The following is a 15,555-nucleotide window of genomic DNA, read 5'->3' on the forward strand; positions in this document are numbered from 1 at the left end:
GAAACAACTTTCTGGTCGTCGAATTTTAAAATGATAAGAAAGGCTTATGGATTTCCGTCGCGTTATCTGACCCGAAAGACGGATATCATGTTGCAGAATATTACCTTTGGCTTGCCGGATAGCCTCAGTCCACTAAGCTTAGTTTCACGCGGCACAGATAAAGGCCCTGTCCTTTAGCCGCGAGGTGAAAGAATCCTCTTTTACTGAATGCAATATGATGTCTAATGTTTCACACTCTGGAGGTTAGAGATGGCAAACCATCGTGGTGGTTCAGGTAATTTCGCTGAAGACCGTGAAAGAGCATCAGAAGCAGGTCGTAAAGGTGGCCAGTCTAGCGGGGGTAACTTCAAGAACGACCCTCAGCGCGCATCAGAGGCTGGTAAAAAAGGGGGTAAAAATAGCCACGGCAGCAATAAGTAGTACGCCGGGTTGACTCCCTGCCGCCGGGTTTCCCGGCGGTTTTTTTATGTCTGCAACATTGAACTGTAACCAAAGGCAACGCACACTACAGAATTGATCTCACTTGTTGGTGTCGCATGTCCGTCTCACGCTTTAAATTCTCCATAAAACCGCAGGAAGCCATCCTTATTCTCATCACCATGTTCTGGGGCGGGACCTTTCTTGCCGTCCAGTACGCGGTGACCCTCAGCGATCCGTTCTTTTTTGTCGGCCTGCGCTTTGCGACGGCGGCGATAGCCGTGGGGCTGATCTCCCTTAAAACGCTGCGGGGTCTGTCGCTGAAGGAACTCAAGGCCGGCGTGGCGATTGGAGTTGCGATAGCGATGGGCTACAGCCTGCAGACGTGGGGATTGCAGACCATCTCCAGCAGCAAATCCGCTTTTATTACCGCCATGTACGTGCCGCTGGTGCCGCTGCTGCAATGGTTATGCCTCGGGCGGCTACCGGGGCTGATGTCCTGCATTGGCATCGTGCTGGCGTTTATCGGCCTGATTTTATTAGCCGGGCCGGAAAATAACCTGCTGGCGCTGGGGCCGGGCGAGATCATTACCCTCGTCGGGGCCATTGCCATCGCGGCGGAAATTATTCTGATCAGCGCCTGGGCTGGGAAAGTGGACGTCAAGCGCGTGACGGTGGTGCAGCTCGCAACGGCGTCGCTGGTGGCCTTCGCGACGATGGTGCCAGCCGGGGAATCCGTGCCGCCGATGTCCACGGGGCTGGTGGTGGTCGCGCTGGGGCTTGGCATCTTCAGCGCCATTATCCAGGTGACCATGAACTGGGCGCAGCGCAGCGTATCGCCAACGCGAGCGACGGTGATCTACACCGGTGAACCGGTCTGGGCGGGGATTTTCGGACGACTGGCCGGCGAGCGTTTACCGCTGCTGGCGCTGGTGGGCGCGGCGTTTATTGTCGCCGGGGTGCTGGTGAGCGAACTAAAGCTCAGAAAGCGGGGGCGTGAAGCGAGTCATTTGACTGCTGAAAAAGGTTTAGATTGAAAAAAAGCGCAACGTTACTTAGGATATGTACGGATTAAAACCGTACACGGTGATGTAAACCATGCCAGCACTTAAAAAACAGCGTATCGATCTTCGCTTAACGGACGAAGACAAAACAATGATTGAAGAAGCGGCGGCGATGACGAATCAAACGATCACCCAGTTTATGGTGAACAGTGCGTCAGAGCGTGCTGCAGAGGTCATCGAGCAGCACCGTCGTCTCGTGTTAAACGAAGCCTCCTGGAATGCGGTGATGGATGCTATCGACAATCCGCCAGAGCCAAATGAACGCCTCAAGCGAGCGGCAAAACGTCTTCGAAACATGGAGTGAAGCGTCTTGGCAAATCTCACGATTGAAATGTTTTCAGAGGGAACCGACTATGATTTCGGGGATTTTGATTGTGGTGAACCCTCGCTAAATGCCTTCCTGAGAGAACACCTGGTACGCCAGCACAATGGACGTATTCTACGAGCCTACCTGCTTAAAGAGCGCGACCATCCGCGCGTGCTGGGCTATTACACGCTATCGGGAAGTTGCTTTGAGAGAGCGATGCTTCCTTCTAAGACCCAGCAGCGTCGGATCCCTTATCTCAACGTACCCAGCGTGACGCTGGGACGTCTGGCTATTCATAAAGAACTACAGGGAAACGAGTGGGGAACAACGCTTGTTGCACACGCTATGCGGGTGGTTTACCTGGCGTCGCAGGCTGTGGGAGTACATGGAATATTTGTTGATGCCCTTAGCGAGCAGGCTAAACGATTTTATCTGAAGCTGGGGTTCATCCCGCTGGCAGGCGAAAACAGCCATTCTTTGTTCTTCCCGACAAAAGCTATCGAACGACTGTTTGAGCAGGCGTGATCGCTCTTAAGGAGCATGCAGGTCGGGTAAGGCGTAGCCGTCACCCGACATATCGATTTCACGAATCCTGATGCGCCGCGGCGGCCTGCGGCGCGGCAGCCATCCGGCGGCTCAGCAGGGCGTTAAGCAGGATCGCGCCGAAGGTCGCCGTACCAATCCCGCCAATCGTAAACCCGCCCAGCGTCAGGGCAAAATCGCCCGCGCCCAGCACCAGCGTGACGGCCACCATGATCAGGTTGCTGTTCTGGCTAAGGTCAACCCGATGCTGCACCCAAATGCGCGCTCCGGCCACGGCGATCAGCCCGAACACCACAATCGACGCGCCGCCGATGACCGGTGACGGAATGGTGTGAATCAGCGCGCCGAACTTCGGTGAGAAACCAAGAAGGATCGCCATTACCGCCGCCGCCACGAAGACCAGCGTTGAGTAGACCTTGGTCACCGCCATCACGCCGATGTTTTCCGCGTAGGTGGTCACGCCGCTGCCGCCCACGGAGCCTGAGAGCATGGTCGCCAGCCCGTCGCCGACGAACGCGCGGCCCATGAACGGATCCATGCTGCGCCCGGTCATTCCCGCGACCGCCTTCAGGTGCCCTAAGTTTTCCGCCACCAGGATCACCGCCACCGGGGCGATAAGCATCATCGCCTGCGTGTTAAAGGTGGGCGAGGTCACCTGCGGCAGACCGAACCAGGCGGCCTGATGAAGCAGGGTAAAATCGACCGGCTTGCCCATGCCGAACACGTTCGCCAGCAGGGCGTAGATCAGACAGGCGACAATCAGCCCGACCAGGATCAGCAGACGCTGGATCATCCCGCGCGTAAAGACTGCCACCAGGCCGATGCACAGCACCGTGATCACCGCCATCCAGCTTTCAAACGGCGAAGCGGAGACGCTTTTCACCGCAATCGGCGCGAGGTTCAGGCCTATCGCCATCACCACCGCGCCGGTGACGACGGGGGGCATCATCCGTTCGATCCAGCGCGTGCCGATCTTCATCACAACGAGACCAATCAGGGTATAGACCAGCCCGCAGGCGATGATGCCGCCGAGGGCCACGCTCAGGTTGGGGTTGATCCCCTGGCCGTTAAAACCGGTAGTGGCGATCACCACGCCGACAAAAGCGGCACTGGAGCCCAGATAGCTGGGCACGCGCCCGCCGGTAACAAAAAAGAACAGCAGGGTGCCGATTCCCGACATCAGAATAGACAGGTTGGGATCGAGCCCCATCAGCATCGGCATCAATACCGTCGCGCCAAACATCGCGACTGCATGCTGGACGCCCATCACCATGGTTTGCCCGAGCGGGAGGCGTTCATCCGGCGCGACCACGCCTGCTTCAGTGGAGGTCGATTTCAACTGCCAGTGGGGAAATCCGAACATGGTCTGTCTCCTTAAAGCGCCTTAGCAGGCGGGTCGCATAAGCGCGTGGTAGCTGCGGTCAAACCACACCAGACCTTGCGGTGCGGGGTGGCGAATAATCGATACGATGTCGCAAAACAGAATGTCGTGGGTACCGACGCTGACCACCTGGCTGATGCGGCAGTCAAACGAGGCCAGCGCATCCTCCAGACGCGGGCAGCCCGTGTCGCCCGTCTGCCAGCGGGCGGCGGTAAAGCGTTCCGCCATCGGCGTTTTGCCGCCAAACAGATTGGATAAAGGCTCCTGTCCGGCACTCAGGGTATTCACGCACAAGGTGCGGTTTTCGCTGAACGTGGGCCAGACCGACGCGCCGCGGTTCAGGCACACCAGCAGGGTGGGAGGGGAATCCGTGACGCTGCATACCGCGCTGGCGGTGAAGCCCGCCATCCCCGCCGGGCCGTCGGTGGTGATGATGTTGACCGCCGCGCCGACGCAGGCCATGGCGTCGCGAAAGGTTTGTTTATCGGGTGTCATCACGATCGCTCCTTACGCCAGTCCGCAGGCATCGTCGAAGGTCAGGCGCGGCAGGCGCCCGTAAAGTTTGCGCGTATCGCCATAGCCAATGTTGATCAGCAGGTTGCTTTTAAGCGTTGTGCCGGTGAAAAAGGCCTCGTCGACCTTTTGTCGGTCAAAGCCCGACATCGGCCCGGTGTCCAGGCCGAGTGCGCGGCAGGCGAAAATCAGATACGCGGCCTGCATTGAGCTGTTGCGAAAGGCCGTCTCTTCCGCCAGCGCGGGGCTTGCGGTAAACCAGCTTCTGGCATCGCCGTGCGGGAACAGCTCGGGCAGGCGCTCGTAGAATTCCCCGTCCCAGGCAACAATCGCTGTCACCGGGGCGGTAAGCGTTTTCTCGAGGTTGCCGCTGGAGAGCGCCGGGCGCAGCTTCTCTTTTCCCTCTGCGCTTCGCACAAAGACAATGCGCGCCGGTGAGCAGTTGGCAGACGTTGGGCCCCATTTCATCAGGTCATACATCTCGCGCAGCGTCTCGTCGCTGACCGGCATATCCAGCCAGCCGTTGTGGGTGCGGGCACCGGTGAACAGCGTTTCCAGCGCGGCGGGGGTAATGGCTTCGCTCATTAAAGCTCCTTATAAAGCGGGTTCAGGGCTGTGCAGCAGGCTGGCAAGCCCGTTCAGCAGCAGGGTGTTAAAGGTGTCCGGCTCGGTGACGTTGCAGGCATGTCCGCCCTGGCGCATGACCGTTTTGTGGGCGTGCGGGAGGGCGGCGTGCAGTTCAGCGGAACAGACGGACGGCACCAGCACGTCGTCGGCGGAACAGATAATGTGAACCGGGCAGCGAATGCGTGCGGACTGGCGGCGGAAGTCGGCTTTTTTCAGGGCGCTGAGCCTGCGCAGCAGGTTGGTTTTACCCTGGAAATGGGCCAGCGCCAGCGCTTCTTCGGCCTCCAGACGCGGCGCGCGGGCGGCCATCCAGTCTGCCGGGTAGAGAAACAGCGGCTGCGCCTCGACCCACGCCTGCGCGCCGCCGGAATGCAGCAGCCGCTCGCGAACGTCAAAACAGCGGCGGGTGTGGGCATTGAGGGTCAGCCAGCCGTTGACGCACACCAGCGCGGTGAGGGCGTCGGGCCTGTCGAGGGCCAGTTGCAGGCCGACCAGCGCGCCGAGCGCGTGCCCGACGACGCTGTAGCGCGCAATGCCTGCGTCAGCCAGCGCCTGGGCGAGCTCGTCTGCCATCTGCGCAAGGCTGTAACCCTCCGGCAGGGTGTCGGGGTTATTGCCCGTTCCCCGCTGGTCATAGCACACCACCTGATACTCCGGCTCCAGCGCGGCCTGCTGGGGCAGCCAGTAGCTGCCGCTGCCGCCGAGACCGGAAATAAAGACCACCACGGGCGCACCCTCGTACGGCGGCGGCGAGACGGAAAGTTTCATGCCTGCCTCACTTCGCGATGTGCGCAACGGTGGCGATCTCAACCAGCGCGTCCGGTTTTACCAGCCCGCACTGAATGCAGAACCGCGCCGGTTTATCGCCGGGGAAGAACTCGGCGTATATTTCGTTAATCGCGGCGTAGTTTTTCCAGTCGGTGATAAAGATGCTGTTGAAGGTCACATCCTCCATCGTGCCACCTGCCGTTTCGATCACGGTTTTGATCGTCTCCAGCACGTGGCGGGTTTGCGCCTTTGGGTCGTTGATAAATACCACGTTGTTGTCTTTATCAAACGGCAGCGTGCCGGAGACATACACCACGTTGTCGGCGAGGGTGCCGGGGACGAACGGGGCGATGGGCGTGCTGGTGCCAGGCGGGATGATTACGGATTTCGGCATCGTGTGTCTCCTCAGGCGATACGGGCGAGCGGAGGATTCAGGGCGTCGCAGAAATCCGCAACGTTACTGACCCAGCCAAAAAAGGTTTCGATATTGAACAAAGCTGCCTTTTGGGCGAATTCCGGCCCGGCCTGATGGGTCGCGTCTTCCAGCACCACGCCGAAATACTCGAGGAAAAAGCCGTCGCGCAGTGTCGATTCCACGCAGACGTTGGTGGCAATGCCGGTGAACACCAGGTGGCGAATGCCCCGGCTGCGCAGCAGGCTGTCGAGCGGGGTGTTGAAAAAGCCGCTGTAGCGCGGTTTCGGCAGGACGATATCGCCCGCCTGCGGGACCAACTCATCCACCAGCTGATAATCCCAGCCGCCTTTGGCCAGCAGCTTGCCCTGCAGTTCGGGCCGCTTGCGCATGGTTTTCAGGGCGTTCGACTTGTGGAAGTTGGGCGAGCCGGGGCCGCCTGCCTCGACGTACTGGTCATCCCAGCCGTTCTGGAACCAGATGATGAGCATTCCCGCCGCGCGCGCGGCGGCGACGGCGGTTTTGATGTTCTCGATCACCGGCCTTGTGGCGGAGACGTCGAACCCCGCCAGATCCAGATAACCGCCCTGGCTGGCATAGGCGTTTTGCATGTCCACCACGATCAGCGCGCTCTGCTGCGGCGCAAAGGTGATGGCTTCCGGGCGAGCGTTTAAGGTCGTCATTACGCCACCTCCTTCGTGACGGCAGGGATATGGGCGCGGCACTGCATCAGCGGCTGGATGCGCTCGCCGAAGGTTTCCACGCCGGTGAGGAAATCATCGAAGGTCAGCAGGACGCCCTCCGCCCCTGGAACGGCTGCCACTTCGTCGAGCATCCTGGCAACGCTGGCGTACGAGCCAACCAGCGTGCCCATGTTGATATTGACGGCGGAGGTCGGGTCGGCCATCTGACGCACGTTGGTGTCTGCGCCGGAACGGGTGTCTTTCTGGCTCTGCTCGGTAAGCCAGCTCAGGGCTTCGTCGTCAGCGCCGTCCTTATACCGCTCCCATTTGGCGCGTGCGGCGTCGTCGGTTTCGTCGGCAATGACCATGAACAGCACGTACGAGCCCACGTCGCGCCCGGTTTTGTCGGCGGCCTCCTTCATGCGTGCCGCGGTCGGGGCAAAGGCGGCAGGGGTGTTAACGCCTTTGCCGAAGCAGAAGTTGAAGTCAGCATATTTCGCGGAGAATTCCATGCCCGCGTCGCTCTGCCCGGCGCAAATCACCTTCATCGGTACCGACGGCTGCGGGCTGACGCGGCAGTCGTTCATGGTAAAGAAGTCGCCTTTGAAGTCGCTTTTGCCGGTGCCCCACAGATCGCGCAGGACCTGCACGTATTCGGTCAGGTAGTCGTAGCGACGGGAGAAGTAATCGTCGCCCGGCCAGAGTCCCATCTGCTCGTACTCCGGTTTTTGCCAGCCGGTGACCAGGTTAACGCCAAAGCGCCCGCCGGAGATGGAGTCGATGGTGGAGGCCATGCGTGCCACGATCGCGGGCGGAAGGGTGAGGGTGGCCGCGGTGGCGTAGATCTGGATCCGCGAGGTAACCGCTGCCAGCCCGGCCATCAGTGTGAAGGACTCCAGGTTGTGATCCCAGAATTCCGTTTTGCCGCCAAAGCCGCGCAGCTTGATCATCGAAAGCGCAAAGTCGAAATGGTAGTGCTCCGCTTTCTGCACGATGGCTTTGTTCAGCTCAAAGGTCGGCATGTACTGCGGTGCAGTGGTCGAGATAAGCCAGCCGTTGTTGCCGATGGGTACAAATACGCCAATTTTCATCACGAACCTCTCTTCATTACGTCGCAGGTGTAACGGTGGTTTTGCAAAGGCAATGCCAGTTTTGAAAACGCTTGTGTTATTAATGTGTTAATCAAAGGTTGGAGGATTGATGCCGCTAAATGTGGACTAAATGGTCAAAAACATTGCACAGAAAACAGGCACTCATGCGCGATGGGAGTGCAGAAGGTCGTGGCGAGGCGGGGGTTTTGCTATGCTGAGCGCAGGAAAGAAAATGGAGAGCGGAAATGACACAAGGCGCAGTGAAAACACCCGGAAAACGTTCGCAGGCGGTGAGCGCCAAGAAGCAGGCGATCCTCAGCGCCGCGCTGGAGACCTTTTCACAGTTTGGCATCCACGGCACGCGCCTGGAGCAGGTGGCGGAGCAGTCCGGGGTGTCTAAAACCAATCTGCTCTACTATTACCCGTCGAAAGAGGCGCTGTATGTGGCGGTGATGCAGCAGATCCTCGATATCTGGCTGGCGCCGCTCAAGGCATTTCGCGAAGAGCTGGCCCCGCTGGTGGCTATCGAGGAGTACATTCGCCTGAAGCTCGAGGTGTCGCGCGATTACCCGCAGGCGTCAAGGCTGTTTTGTCTTGAGATGCTGCAGGGCGCGCCGCTGCTACAGGCGGAGCTGACGGGGGATTTAAAGCAGCTGGTGGACGATAAGTCGGCGATTATCGCCGGATGGGTTGCCAGCGGTAAGCTGGCCCCGGTCGACCCGCAGCACCTGATCTTTATGATCTGGGCCGCTACCCAGCATTACGCTGACTTTGCGGCCCAGGTTGAGGCGGTGACCGGTAAAACGCTCCAGGACGAGGCGTTTTTCCAGAGCACACTCGAAAACGTGCAGCGGATGATTACCGAAGGGATCCGCGTGCGTTAATTGCCCGGCGGGAGAGGGCAGCTTAAGTCACCCTCTTCACACTGCATCAGCGAGGCCAGAAACGCCTCGCGCTCCACGGTTTTTTCCGCCAGGCACTGGTTAACAATCATTGGCTGGACGCTCCCGCCTTCCGTCCCCGAACCGATAAACGCGCAGTCCGCGTCGCGCAGGGTAATCCACGCCTGCTGCGCTTTTTTCAGCAGGTCGCGCTGGGGGGCCGCCGCGCGTTTGATGGCGGCCTGATAGGTCTGGTTGAGTTTTTTATCGGCTGCCTGGTACTGCTGCGCGCTACAGGTATTCAGTTCAAGCTGCGTAGTGGCGTTGTCGCACTCGTTGGCAAGCGCGCTGGTGCTGAGCAGCAGTGCCGCACCGGCGATAAGATATCGTTTCATATACTCCCCAATAAAATAAGGCTCCGTCTCCGGAGCCTTATTAGCACAGCGTTAGCCGATTGTCATCAGGCTGGCGTTACCGCCCGCCGCTGCAGTGTTGACGCTGAGCGAGCGCTCCACGTACAGACGCTCCAGCAGCAGGTTGGTTTCCCCGCGGGCGAAGCCCTGCACGGAAACAATCGCCCCGCTGCGGGCCGCCACCTGCTCGCACAGCTCGCGCAGCTGGTCGGAATCACCGTGGTAGATCACCGCGTCAAACGGCTGGGTCAGCAGGGCATCGGCCTTCGCAAAGCGAATGCGGGCCGAGACCGCTTTCGGCAGCTGTTTGGCGAGATCGCGATGCAGCGCATCGTCCGGCCACAGCACTTCACACCCGGTGGCCATCGCCGCGGCTAGCTGTACCAGCGCGTCCTGCTCGTTATCCGCCACGCACAGTACGCGTTCGCGCGGCATCAGCGTCCAGGTGTTGCGCTCGCCGGTTGGCCCCGGCAGCAGACGCTGGGTACCGGCCTGCGCCAGCTCGCCGTACTGCTGCGCAATCGCACGCAGTTCAGGACGGTTATCAGCCCACTTAATCAGCGCCTCCAGCGGCTGGGTCAGCACGGTTTTCAGCTGCGCATCCACCTGATACTCCGCATCCTGACGCGCCAGGGTGACTCCCAGTGCGTTCTCAGGACGGTTCGCCAGCAGACGATACAGGTAGAGCGGGCCGCCCGCTTTCGGACCCGTACCGGAGAGGCCTTCGCCGCCGAACGGCTGCACGCCCACGACCGCGCCAACCATGTTGCGGTTGACGTACAGGTTGCCGACTTTGGCCGTGCCGGTGACCTGCGCAATGGTCTCGTCGATTCGGGTATGCACGCCGAGCGTCAGGCCGTAGCCGGAGGCGTTGATCTGGTCGATAAGCGCGTTGAGGTTGTTACGGTTGTAACGCACCACGTGCAGCACCGGGCCGAAGACCTCTTTTTTCAGCTCGTCGAAGCTTGCCAGCTCAATCAGCGTAGGCGGCACGAAGGTGCCAGTCTGCCACTCGCGGGCATCTTCGCTGTTCTCGCGCACCGCCTGGAACACCGGACGGCCTTTGGCGCGCATGGCCTGAATATGGTTTTCAATGTTGGCTTTGGCTTCCGCGTCGATCACCGGCCCGATGTCGGTGGTGAGACGGCCCGGGTTGCCCATGCGGCATTCCGCCATCGCGCCGCGCAGCATCTTCAGCGTGTGGTCAGCCACGTCATCCTGTAAGCACAGCACGCGCAGGGCGGAGCAGCGCTGACCAGCGCTGTCGAAGGCGGAGGCCAGCACGTCAACCACCACCTGCTCGGTGAGGGCGGAGGAGTCAACGATCATGGCGTTCATGCCGCCGGTTTCGGCGATAAGTGGGGTAGGACGACCCTGCGCATCCAGACGGGTGGCGATGTTGCGTTGCAGCAGGGAGGCCACTTCGGTCGAACCGGTAAACATCACGCCGCGCACGCGGTTATCGGAGGTGAGTTTGGCGCCCACCGTTTCACCGCGCCCTGGCAGCAGTTGCACCACGCCCGCCGGAACGCCTGCTTCAAGAAGAATGTTGATGCCCTGGGCGGCAATCAGCGGGGTTTGCTCTGCCGGTTTCGCCAGCACGCTGTTGCCTGCGGCAAGGGCGGCGGCAATCTGGCCGGTGAAGATCGCCAGCGGGAAGTTCCACGGGCTGATACAGACCACCGGACCGAGCGGACGGTGCGTTTCGTTGTCGAAATCATCGCGCACCTGACCGGCGTAGTAGTGCAGGAAGTCGACCGCCTCACGCACTTCGGCGATGGCGTTGCTGAAGGTTTTCCCCGCCTCACGCACCAGAATGCCGATGAGCTGCTGCATCTGATCTTCCATCAGCACCGCGGCACGTTCCAGAATGGCGGCACGCTCCTGCGGCGGGGTGGCGAACCAGATTGGCGCGTTATTCACCGCGCTCTCCAGCGCCTGGTCCACTTCCGCTTCGGTTGCTTCACGCGCGTAGCCGACGATGTCCTTCGGCTCTGCCGGGTTGATCACCGGCTGCATTTCACCGTCCTCAACGGACTGCTCAAGGATCGGTTTAGCCTGCCATTTCTGCAATGCGCTGTTGAGCAGGGCAGAGGAGAGCGACGCCAGACGGTGTTCGTTCGCCAGATCCAGGCCCGCTGAGTTGACGCGGCCCGCGCCGTACAGCTCGCGCGGCAGGGCAATTTTCGGATGCGGCAGACCAATCTGGCCTTCCTGCGCCGCCAGCTTCTCAACGGCCTGCACCGGATCGGCCACCAGCTCGTCGAGCGGCAGGGTGGTGTCGGCGATACGGTTAACGAAGGAGGTGTTCGCCCCGTTCTCCAGCAGACGACGCACCAGGTACGCCAGCAGGGTTTCGTGGGTGCCCACCGGGGCATAGATGCGGCACGGGCGGTTCAGCTTGCCGTCCGCCACTTTACCGGTGACCTGCTCGTACAGCGGTTCGCCCATGCCGTGCAGGCACTGGAACTCGTACTGGCCCGGATAGTAGTTCTGCCCGGCCAGGCTGTAGATCGCCGCCAGGGTATGGGCGTTGTGGGTCGCGAACTGCGGATAAATCAGGTTCGGCACGCCGAGCAGTTTTTTCGCGCACGCGAGGTAAGAGACATCGGTGTAGACCTTGCGGGTATAAACCGGATAGCCTTCCAGACCTTCCATCTGGGCGCGTTTGATTTCGCTGTCCCAGTAGGCGCCTTTCACCAGGCGGATCATCAGGCGGCGACGGCTGCGGCTGGCCAGGTCAATCAGGTAATCAATGACGAACGGACAGCGTTTCTGGTAGGCCTGAATAACGAAACCAATCCCGTTCCAGCCTGCCAGTTCCGGCTCGAAGCACAATTTTTCCAGCAGATCGAGGGAGATCTCCAGACGGTCAGCCTCTTCGGCGTCGATGTTGATGCCGATGTCATACTGGCGCGCCAGCAGGGTCAGGGACTTCAGGCGCGGATAGAGCTCTTCCATCACCCGGTCGTACTGCGCGCGGCTGTAGCGCGGGTGCAGTGCGGAGAGCTTAATAGAGATGCCCGGGCCTTCATAAATACCGCGACCGTTGGACGCTTTACCGATGGCGTGGATCGCCTGCTGGTAAGAGACCATGTAGGCCTGCGCGTCGGCGGCGGTGAGCGCCGCTTCACCCAGCATGTCGTAGGAGTAGCGGAAACCTTTGTCTTCCAGCTTGCGGGCATTCGCCAGCGCTTCGGCAATGGTTTCCCCGGTGACGAACTGCTCGCCCATCAGGCGCATCGCCATGTCCACGCCCTTGCGGATCAGCGGCTCGCCGCTCTTGCCGATAATGCGGTTCAGAGAGCGTGACAGGTTGGCTTCGTTATGGGTGGAGACCAGCTTGCCGGTAAACAGCAGACCCCAGGTGGCGGCGTTGACGAACAGCGACGGGCTGCGGCCAATGTGGGAGTGCCAGTTGCCGTTGCTGATCTTGTCGCGGATCAGCGCATCGCGGGTAGCTTTATCCGGAATACGCAGCAGCGCTTCCGCCAGGCACATCAGCGCCACGCCTTCCTGCGAGGAGAGGGAGAACTCCTGCAACAGGCCCTGCACCATCCCGGCGCGGCCGGTGGCGGTTTTCTGGTTGCGCAGCTTGTCGGCTAACTGATATGCCAGGCTGTGCGCCTGGGCGGCAATGGCTTCCGGCAGGCGGGCCTGCTCCAGCAGCATTGGCACGGCGTCGGTTTCGGCGCGGCGGTAAGCCCCGGTAATGGCGGCGCGGCTGACGGACTGCGGCAGGATCTGCTCGGCAAATTCGAGGAACGGCTGGTGGTTTTCTTCCACCGCCGTCGCGGCGTCTTCGCTTTCGTTCGCTGCGCCCGTCAGCAGGGCAGGCAGCTCAGGCAGGCCGTCTTCACTCTCCAGCCTTTCCAGATAGTTAAAAATCGCCTGCTTGATTAACCAGTGCGGTGTGCGGTCAATGCGGGTTGCTGCGGTCTTAATCCGTTCGCGGGTCGCGTCATCCAGCTTAACCCCCATGGTGGTCATCCCCATGCCAAAACTCCTGTTGTTCTGTAATAGCGTTCTGTTGATAGCGTGAAATATCCACCATGTTGCAACTTTGTGCAACCGTGTTAAATGTGACCTGGTTTGCAAGCTGGAAAATGAATGGATTGTTAACGAATGGTTAGCTGGAAAAAAGCGCTGGCTTCTGCATGCGAAGCCTGTTTTTATGCGGTGCTTAACACTTTTCAAAGGTGCAACCCGTATAAATGTGAGCGAGTGCAACCTATAGGAAAGACGTATAAAACCAGGGATGAAATTCATGTAAATGCAGTGTTAAATCGTTTGTCAGTGGGAAGCGTATACGGCAGGATAGCGCGCCCAACGGAAACACATACACACATCACTACGTTCCGGTGATGACATAACAAGGCAACCCGGACGGTTGTCGCTCGACATTTTGGAGAATTTGAATGGCTATTAGCACACCGATGCTGGTGACATTTCTCGTTTATATTTTTGGCATGATCCTGATAGGGTTTTTGGCATGGCGTTCCACTAAAAACTTTGACGACTACATCCTTGGCGGGCGCAGCTTAGGCCCAATGGTCACCGCGCTCTCTGCGGGCGCATCCGACATGAGCGGCTGGCTGCTGATGGGGCTGCCGGGCGCGATTTTCATCTCTGGTATTTCCGAAAGCTGGATCGCCATCGGCCTGACCGTCGGCGCGTGGATCAACTGGAAGCTGGTGGCAGGCCGTCTGCGCGTGCATACCGAAGCCAACAACAACGCCCTGACGCTGCCGGATTACTTCACCGGACGCTTTGAAGATAACAGCCGCATTCTGCGCATTATCTCCGCGGTGGTGATCCTGCTGTTCTTCACCATCTACTGCGCCTCCGGCATCGTGGCGGGTGCGCGACTGTTCGAAAGCACCTTCGGCATGAGCTATGAAACCGCCCTGTGGGCCGGTGCCGCGGCAACCATCCTCTATACCTTCGTGGGCGGGTTCCTGGCAGTAAGCTGGACCGACACCGTGCAGGCGAGCCTGATGATCTTCGCCCTGATCCTGACCCCGTTGATTGTGATTTTCACCGTTGGCGGCTTTGGCGATTCACTGGAAGTGATCAAGCAGAAGAGCATCGAAAACGTCGATATGCTGAAAGGGCTGAATTTCGTTGCCATCGTCTCCCTGATGGGCTGGGGCCTGGGCTACTTCGGTCAGCCGCACATTCTGGCGCGCTTTATGGCGGCGGATTCTCATCACACCATCGTTCACGCGCGTCGCATCAGCATGACGTGGATGATCCTGTGTCTGGCGGGCGCGTGTGCGGTCGGCTTCTTCGGTATCGCCTACTTCAGCAATAACCCGGCGCAGGCGGGCGCGGTGAACCAGAACGCCGAGCGCGTGTTCATTGAGCTGGCGCAGATCCTGTTTAACCCTTGGATTGCCGGTATTTTGCTCTCCGCGATCCTGGCTGCGGTGATGTCCACCCTGAGCTGCCAGCTGCTGGTTTGCTCCAGTGCAATCACCGAAGACCTCTACAAGGCCTTCCTGCGTAAAAATGCGAGCCAGAAAGAGCTGGTGTGGGTAGGGCGCTTTATGGTGCTGGTGGTGGCGCTGGTAGCCATTGCGCTGGCAGCCAACCCGGAAAACCGCGTGCTGGGTCTCGTGAGCTACGCGTGGGCGGGCTTCGGTGCCGCGTTTGGGCCGGTGGTGCTGTTCTCCGTCATGTGGTCACGCATGACCCGCAACGGCGCGCTGGCGGGGATGATCATCGGTGCGGCGACCGTCATCGTCTGGAAGCAGTTCGCGTGGCTGGGCCTGTACGAAATCATTCCGGGCTTCATCTTCGGCAGCATCGGTATTGTGGTGTTCAGCCTGCTGGGTAAAGCGCCGTCTGCCTCTATGCAGAAGCGCTTTGCGGAAGCGGATGCGCACTACCACACTGCGCCGCCGACTAAGCTTCAGGCAGAATAATTTTCCCCTCACCCTAACCCTCTCCCAGAATGGGAGAGGGGACAGACCGTTCACCAGTTCGAGATGATAAATGATGATTAAAACAGGGTTAATGGTGGCAGCATTAATGCTGCTGGCGGGCTGCAACGCACCATCGCAACACGCGGCGGTGGAGACCTGCAAAGCGGATAACCAGATGCAGCAGACCACGCTCTATTTTGGCTTGAATCGCCCGGCAGGGGCGCAGATTACCGGCAGCGAATGGCAGCAGTTTGTTGATCAGGACGTGACGCCGCGTTTTCGCGATGGCTTAACGGTGTTTGATGCGCGCGGGCAGTGGCTGGGGAACGACGGGAAAGTGGCGCGTGAATCCAGCAAAGCGTTAATGCTTATCCACGGTAAAGATGCGCAAAGCGAGAAGAACATCGAAGCATTGCGCGGGATCTATAAGTCTCGTTTCGCGCAGGAATCGGTGATGCGGGTCGACCAGCCGGTGTGCGTACAGTTTTAACAAAAACGGCGGGATAACCCGCCGTTGTTGTTTTGTAG

General features: G+C 59.8%; 16 protein-coding genes. 7 read left to right on the top strand and 9 right to left on the bottom strand.

Annotation, left to right across the window (positions count from 1 at the left end):
• Window positions 1-249: 249 nt before the first annotated feature.
• The 4 genes from DG357_RS08380 (at window position 250) to DG357_RS08395 (ending at window position 2,313) form a co-directional block, all read left to right on the top strand.
• Entirely contained in the window at window positions 250-420 is a 171-nt protein-coding gene (locus tag DG357_RS08380; RefSeq protein ID WP_001273664.1) for a con-10 family general stress protein, read from the top strand.
• 116 nt (window positions 421-536) lie between these two features.
• A complete protein-coding gene (locus tag DG357_RS08385; RefSeq protein WP_088204981.1) occupies window positions 537-1,454 on the top strand; it encodes a DMT family transporter in 918 nt (305 codons plus the stop codon).
• Window positions 1,455-1,515: 61 nt separating this feature from the next.
• Window positions 1,516-1,785, top strand: coding sequence for a type II toxin-antitoxin system TacA family antitoxin (locus tag DG357_RS08390; protein ID WP_008499829.1), 270 nt, complete (start codon window positions 1,516-1,518; stop codon window positions 1,783-1,785).
• Window positions 1,786-1,812: 27 nt separating this feature from the next.
• Window positions 1,813-2,313 carry a GNAT family N-acetyltransferase gene (locus DG357_RS08395; RefSeq protein ID WP_172616463.1) on the top strand — a complete coding sequence of 167 codons (501 nt, stop codon included), beginning with the start codon at window positions 1,813-1,815 and terminating at the stop codon, window positions 2,311-2,313.
• Between the two features lie 58 nt (window positions 2,314-2,371).
• On the opposite strand, the gene rutG is transcribed toward DG357_RS08395, so the two are convergent.
• From rutG to rutA, 7 genes are read right to left on the bottom strand one after another with little or no spacing between them, the layout of a single operon-like run.
• On the bottom strand, window positions 2,372-3,694 hold the full coding sequence (rutG, locus tag DG357_RS08400; RefSeq protein WP_048959639.1) for a pyrimidine utilization transport protein G: 1,323 nt from the start codon (window positions 3,692-3,694) through the stop codon (window positions 2,372-2,374).
• 21 nt (window positions 3,695-3,715) lie between these two features.
• The gene (rutF, locus tag DG357_RS08405) at window positions 3,716-4,207 is read right to left on the bottom strand and encodes an NADH-dependent FMN reductase RutF (protein ID WP_032644856.1); all 492 of its coding nucleotides are present in this window, start codon (window positions 4,205-4,207) and stop codon (window positions 3,716-3,718) included.
• A gap of 12 nt (window positions 4,208-4,219) precedes the next feature.
• Window positions 4,220-4,810: a malonic semialdehyde reductase gene (locus tag DG357_RS08410; protein ID WP_041910551.1), complete on the bottom strand. Its 591-nt coding sequence runs from the start codon at window positions 4,808-4,810 to the stop codon at window positions 4,220-4,222.
• Window positions 4,811-4,819: 9 nt separating this feature from the next.
• On the bottom strand, window positions 4,820-5,620 hold the full coding sequence (gene rutD, locus DG357_RS08415) for a pyrimidine utilization protein D (protein ID WP_028012656.1): 801 nt from the start codon (window positions 5,618-5,620) through the stop codon (window positions 4,820-4,822).
• Between the two features lie 7 nt (window positions 5,621-5,627).
• Complete coding sequence (rutC, locus tag DG357_RS08420) at window positions 5,628-6,014, bottom strand: pyrimidine utilization protein C (RefSeq protein ID WP_088204983.1); 387 nt, start codon at window positions 6,012-6,014, stop codon at window positions 5,628-5,630.
• A gap of 11 nt (window positions 6,015-6,025) precedes the next feature.
• Window positions 6,026-6,715: a pyrimidine utilization protein B gene (gene rutB / locus DG357_RS08425; protein ID WP_028012657.1), complete on the bottom strand. Its 690-nt coding sequence runs from the start codon at window positions 6,713-6,715 to the stop codon at window positions 6,026-6,028.
• Window positions 6,715-7,806, bottom strand: coding sequence for a pyrimidine utilization protein A (rutA, locus tag DG357_RS08430; RefSeq protein WP_041910549.1), 1,092 nt, complete (start codon window positions 7,804-7,806; stop codon window positions 6,715-6,717). The genes rutB and rutA overlap by 1 nt, the downstream gene beginning before the upstream one ends.
• 245 nt (window positions 7,807-8,051) lie before the next feature.
• On the opposite strand from rutA, the gene rutR reads away from it, so the two are divergent.
• Window positions 8,052-8,690 (top strand): HTH-type transcriptional regulator RutR, encoded by a 639-nt coding sequence (gene rutR, locus DG357_RS08435; RefSeq protein ID WP_088204984.1) that lies wholly within the window; start codon window positions 8,052-8,054, stop codon window positions 8,688-8,690.
• Here the strand turns inward: rutR and DG357_RS08440 are convergent.
• Window positions 8,687-9,082, bottom strand: a complete 396-nt coding sequence (locus DG357_RS08440) for a lysozyme inhibitor LprI family protein (protein ID WP_041910548.1) — start codon at window positions 9,080-9,082, stop codon at window positions 8,687-8,689. The genes rutR and DG357_RS08440 overlap by 4 nt on opposite strands.
• A gap of 51 nt (window positions 9,083-9,133) precedes the next feature.
• Window positions 9,134-13,096: a trifunctional transcriptional regulator/proline dehydrogenase/L-glutamate gamma-semialdehyde dehydrogenase gene (gene putA, locus DG357_RS08445; protein WP_088204985.1), complete on the bottom strand. Its 3,963-nt coding sequence runs from the start codon at window positions 13,094-13,096 to the stop codon at window positions 9,134-9,136.
• Window positions 13,097-13,518: 422 nt separating this feature from the next.
• Here putA and putP point away from each other — a divergent pair, with 422 nt between their 5' ends.
• Window positions 13,519-15,027 carry a sodium/proline symporter PutP gene (putP, locus tag DG357_RS08450; protein ID WP_108780330.1) on the top strand — a complete coding sequence of 503 codons (1,509 nt, stop codon included), beginning with the start codon at window positions 13,519-13,521 and terminating at the stop codon, window positions 15,025-15,027.
• A gap of 70 nt (window positions 15,028-15,097) precedes the next feature.
• Window positions 15,098-15,517: a DUF3574 domain-containing protein gene (locus DG357_RS08455; protein WP_088204986.1), complete on the top strand. Its 420-nt coding sequence runs from the start codon at window positions 15,098-15,100 to the stop codon at window positions 15,515-15,517.
• Window positions 15,518-15,555 lie beyond the last annotated feature (38 nt).

Source organism: Enterobacter bugandensis, from assembly GCF_900324475.1.
Classification (GTDB): Bacteria; Pseudomonadota; Gammaproteobacteria; order Enterobacterales; family Enterobacteriaceae; genus Enterobacter; species Enterobacter bugandensis.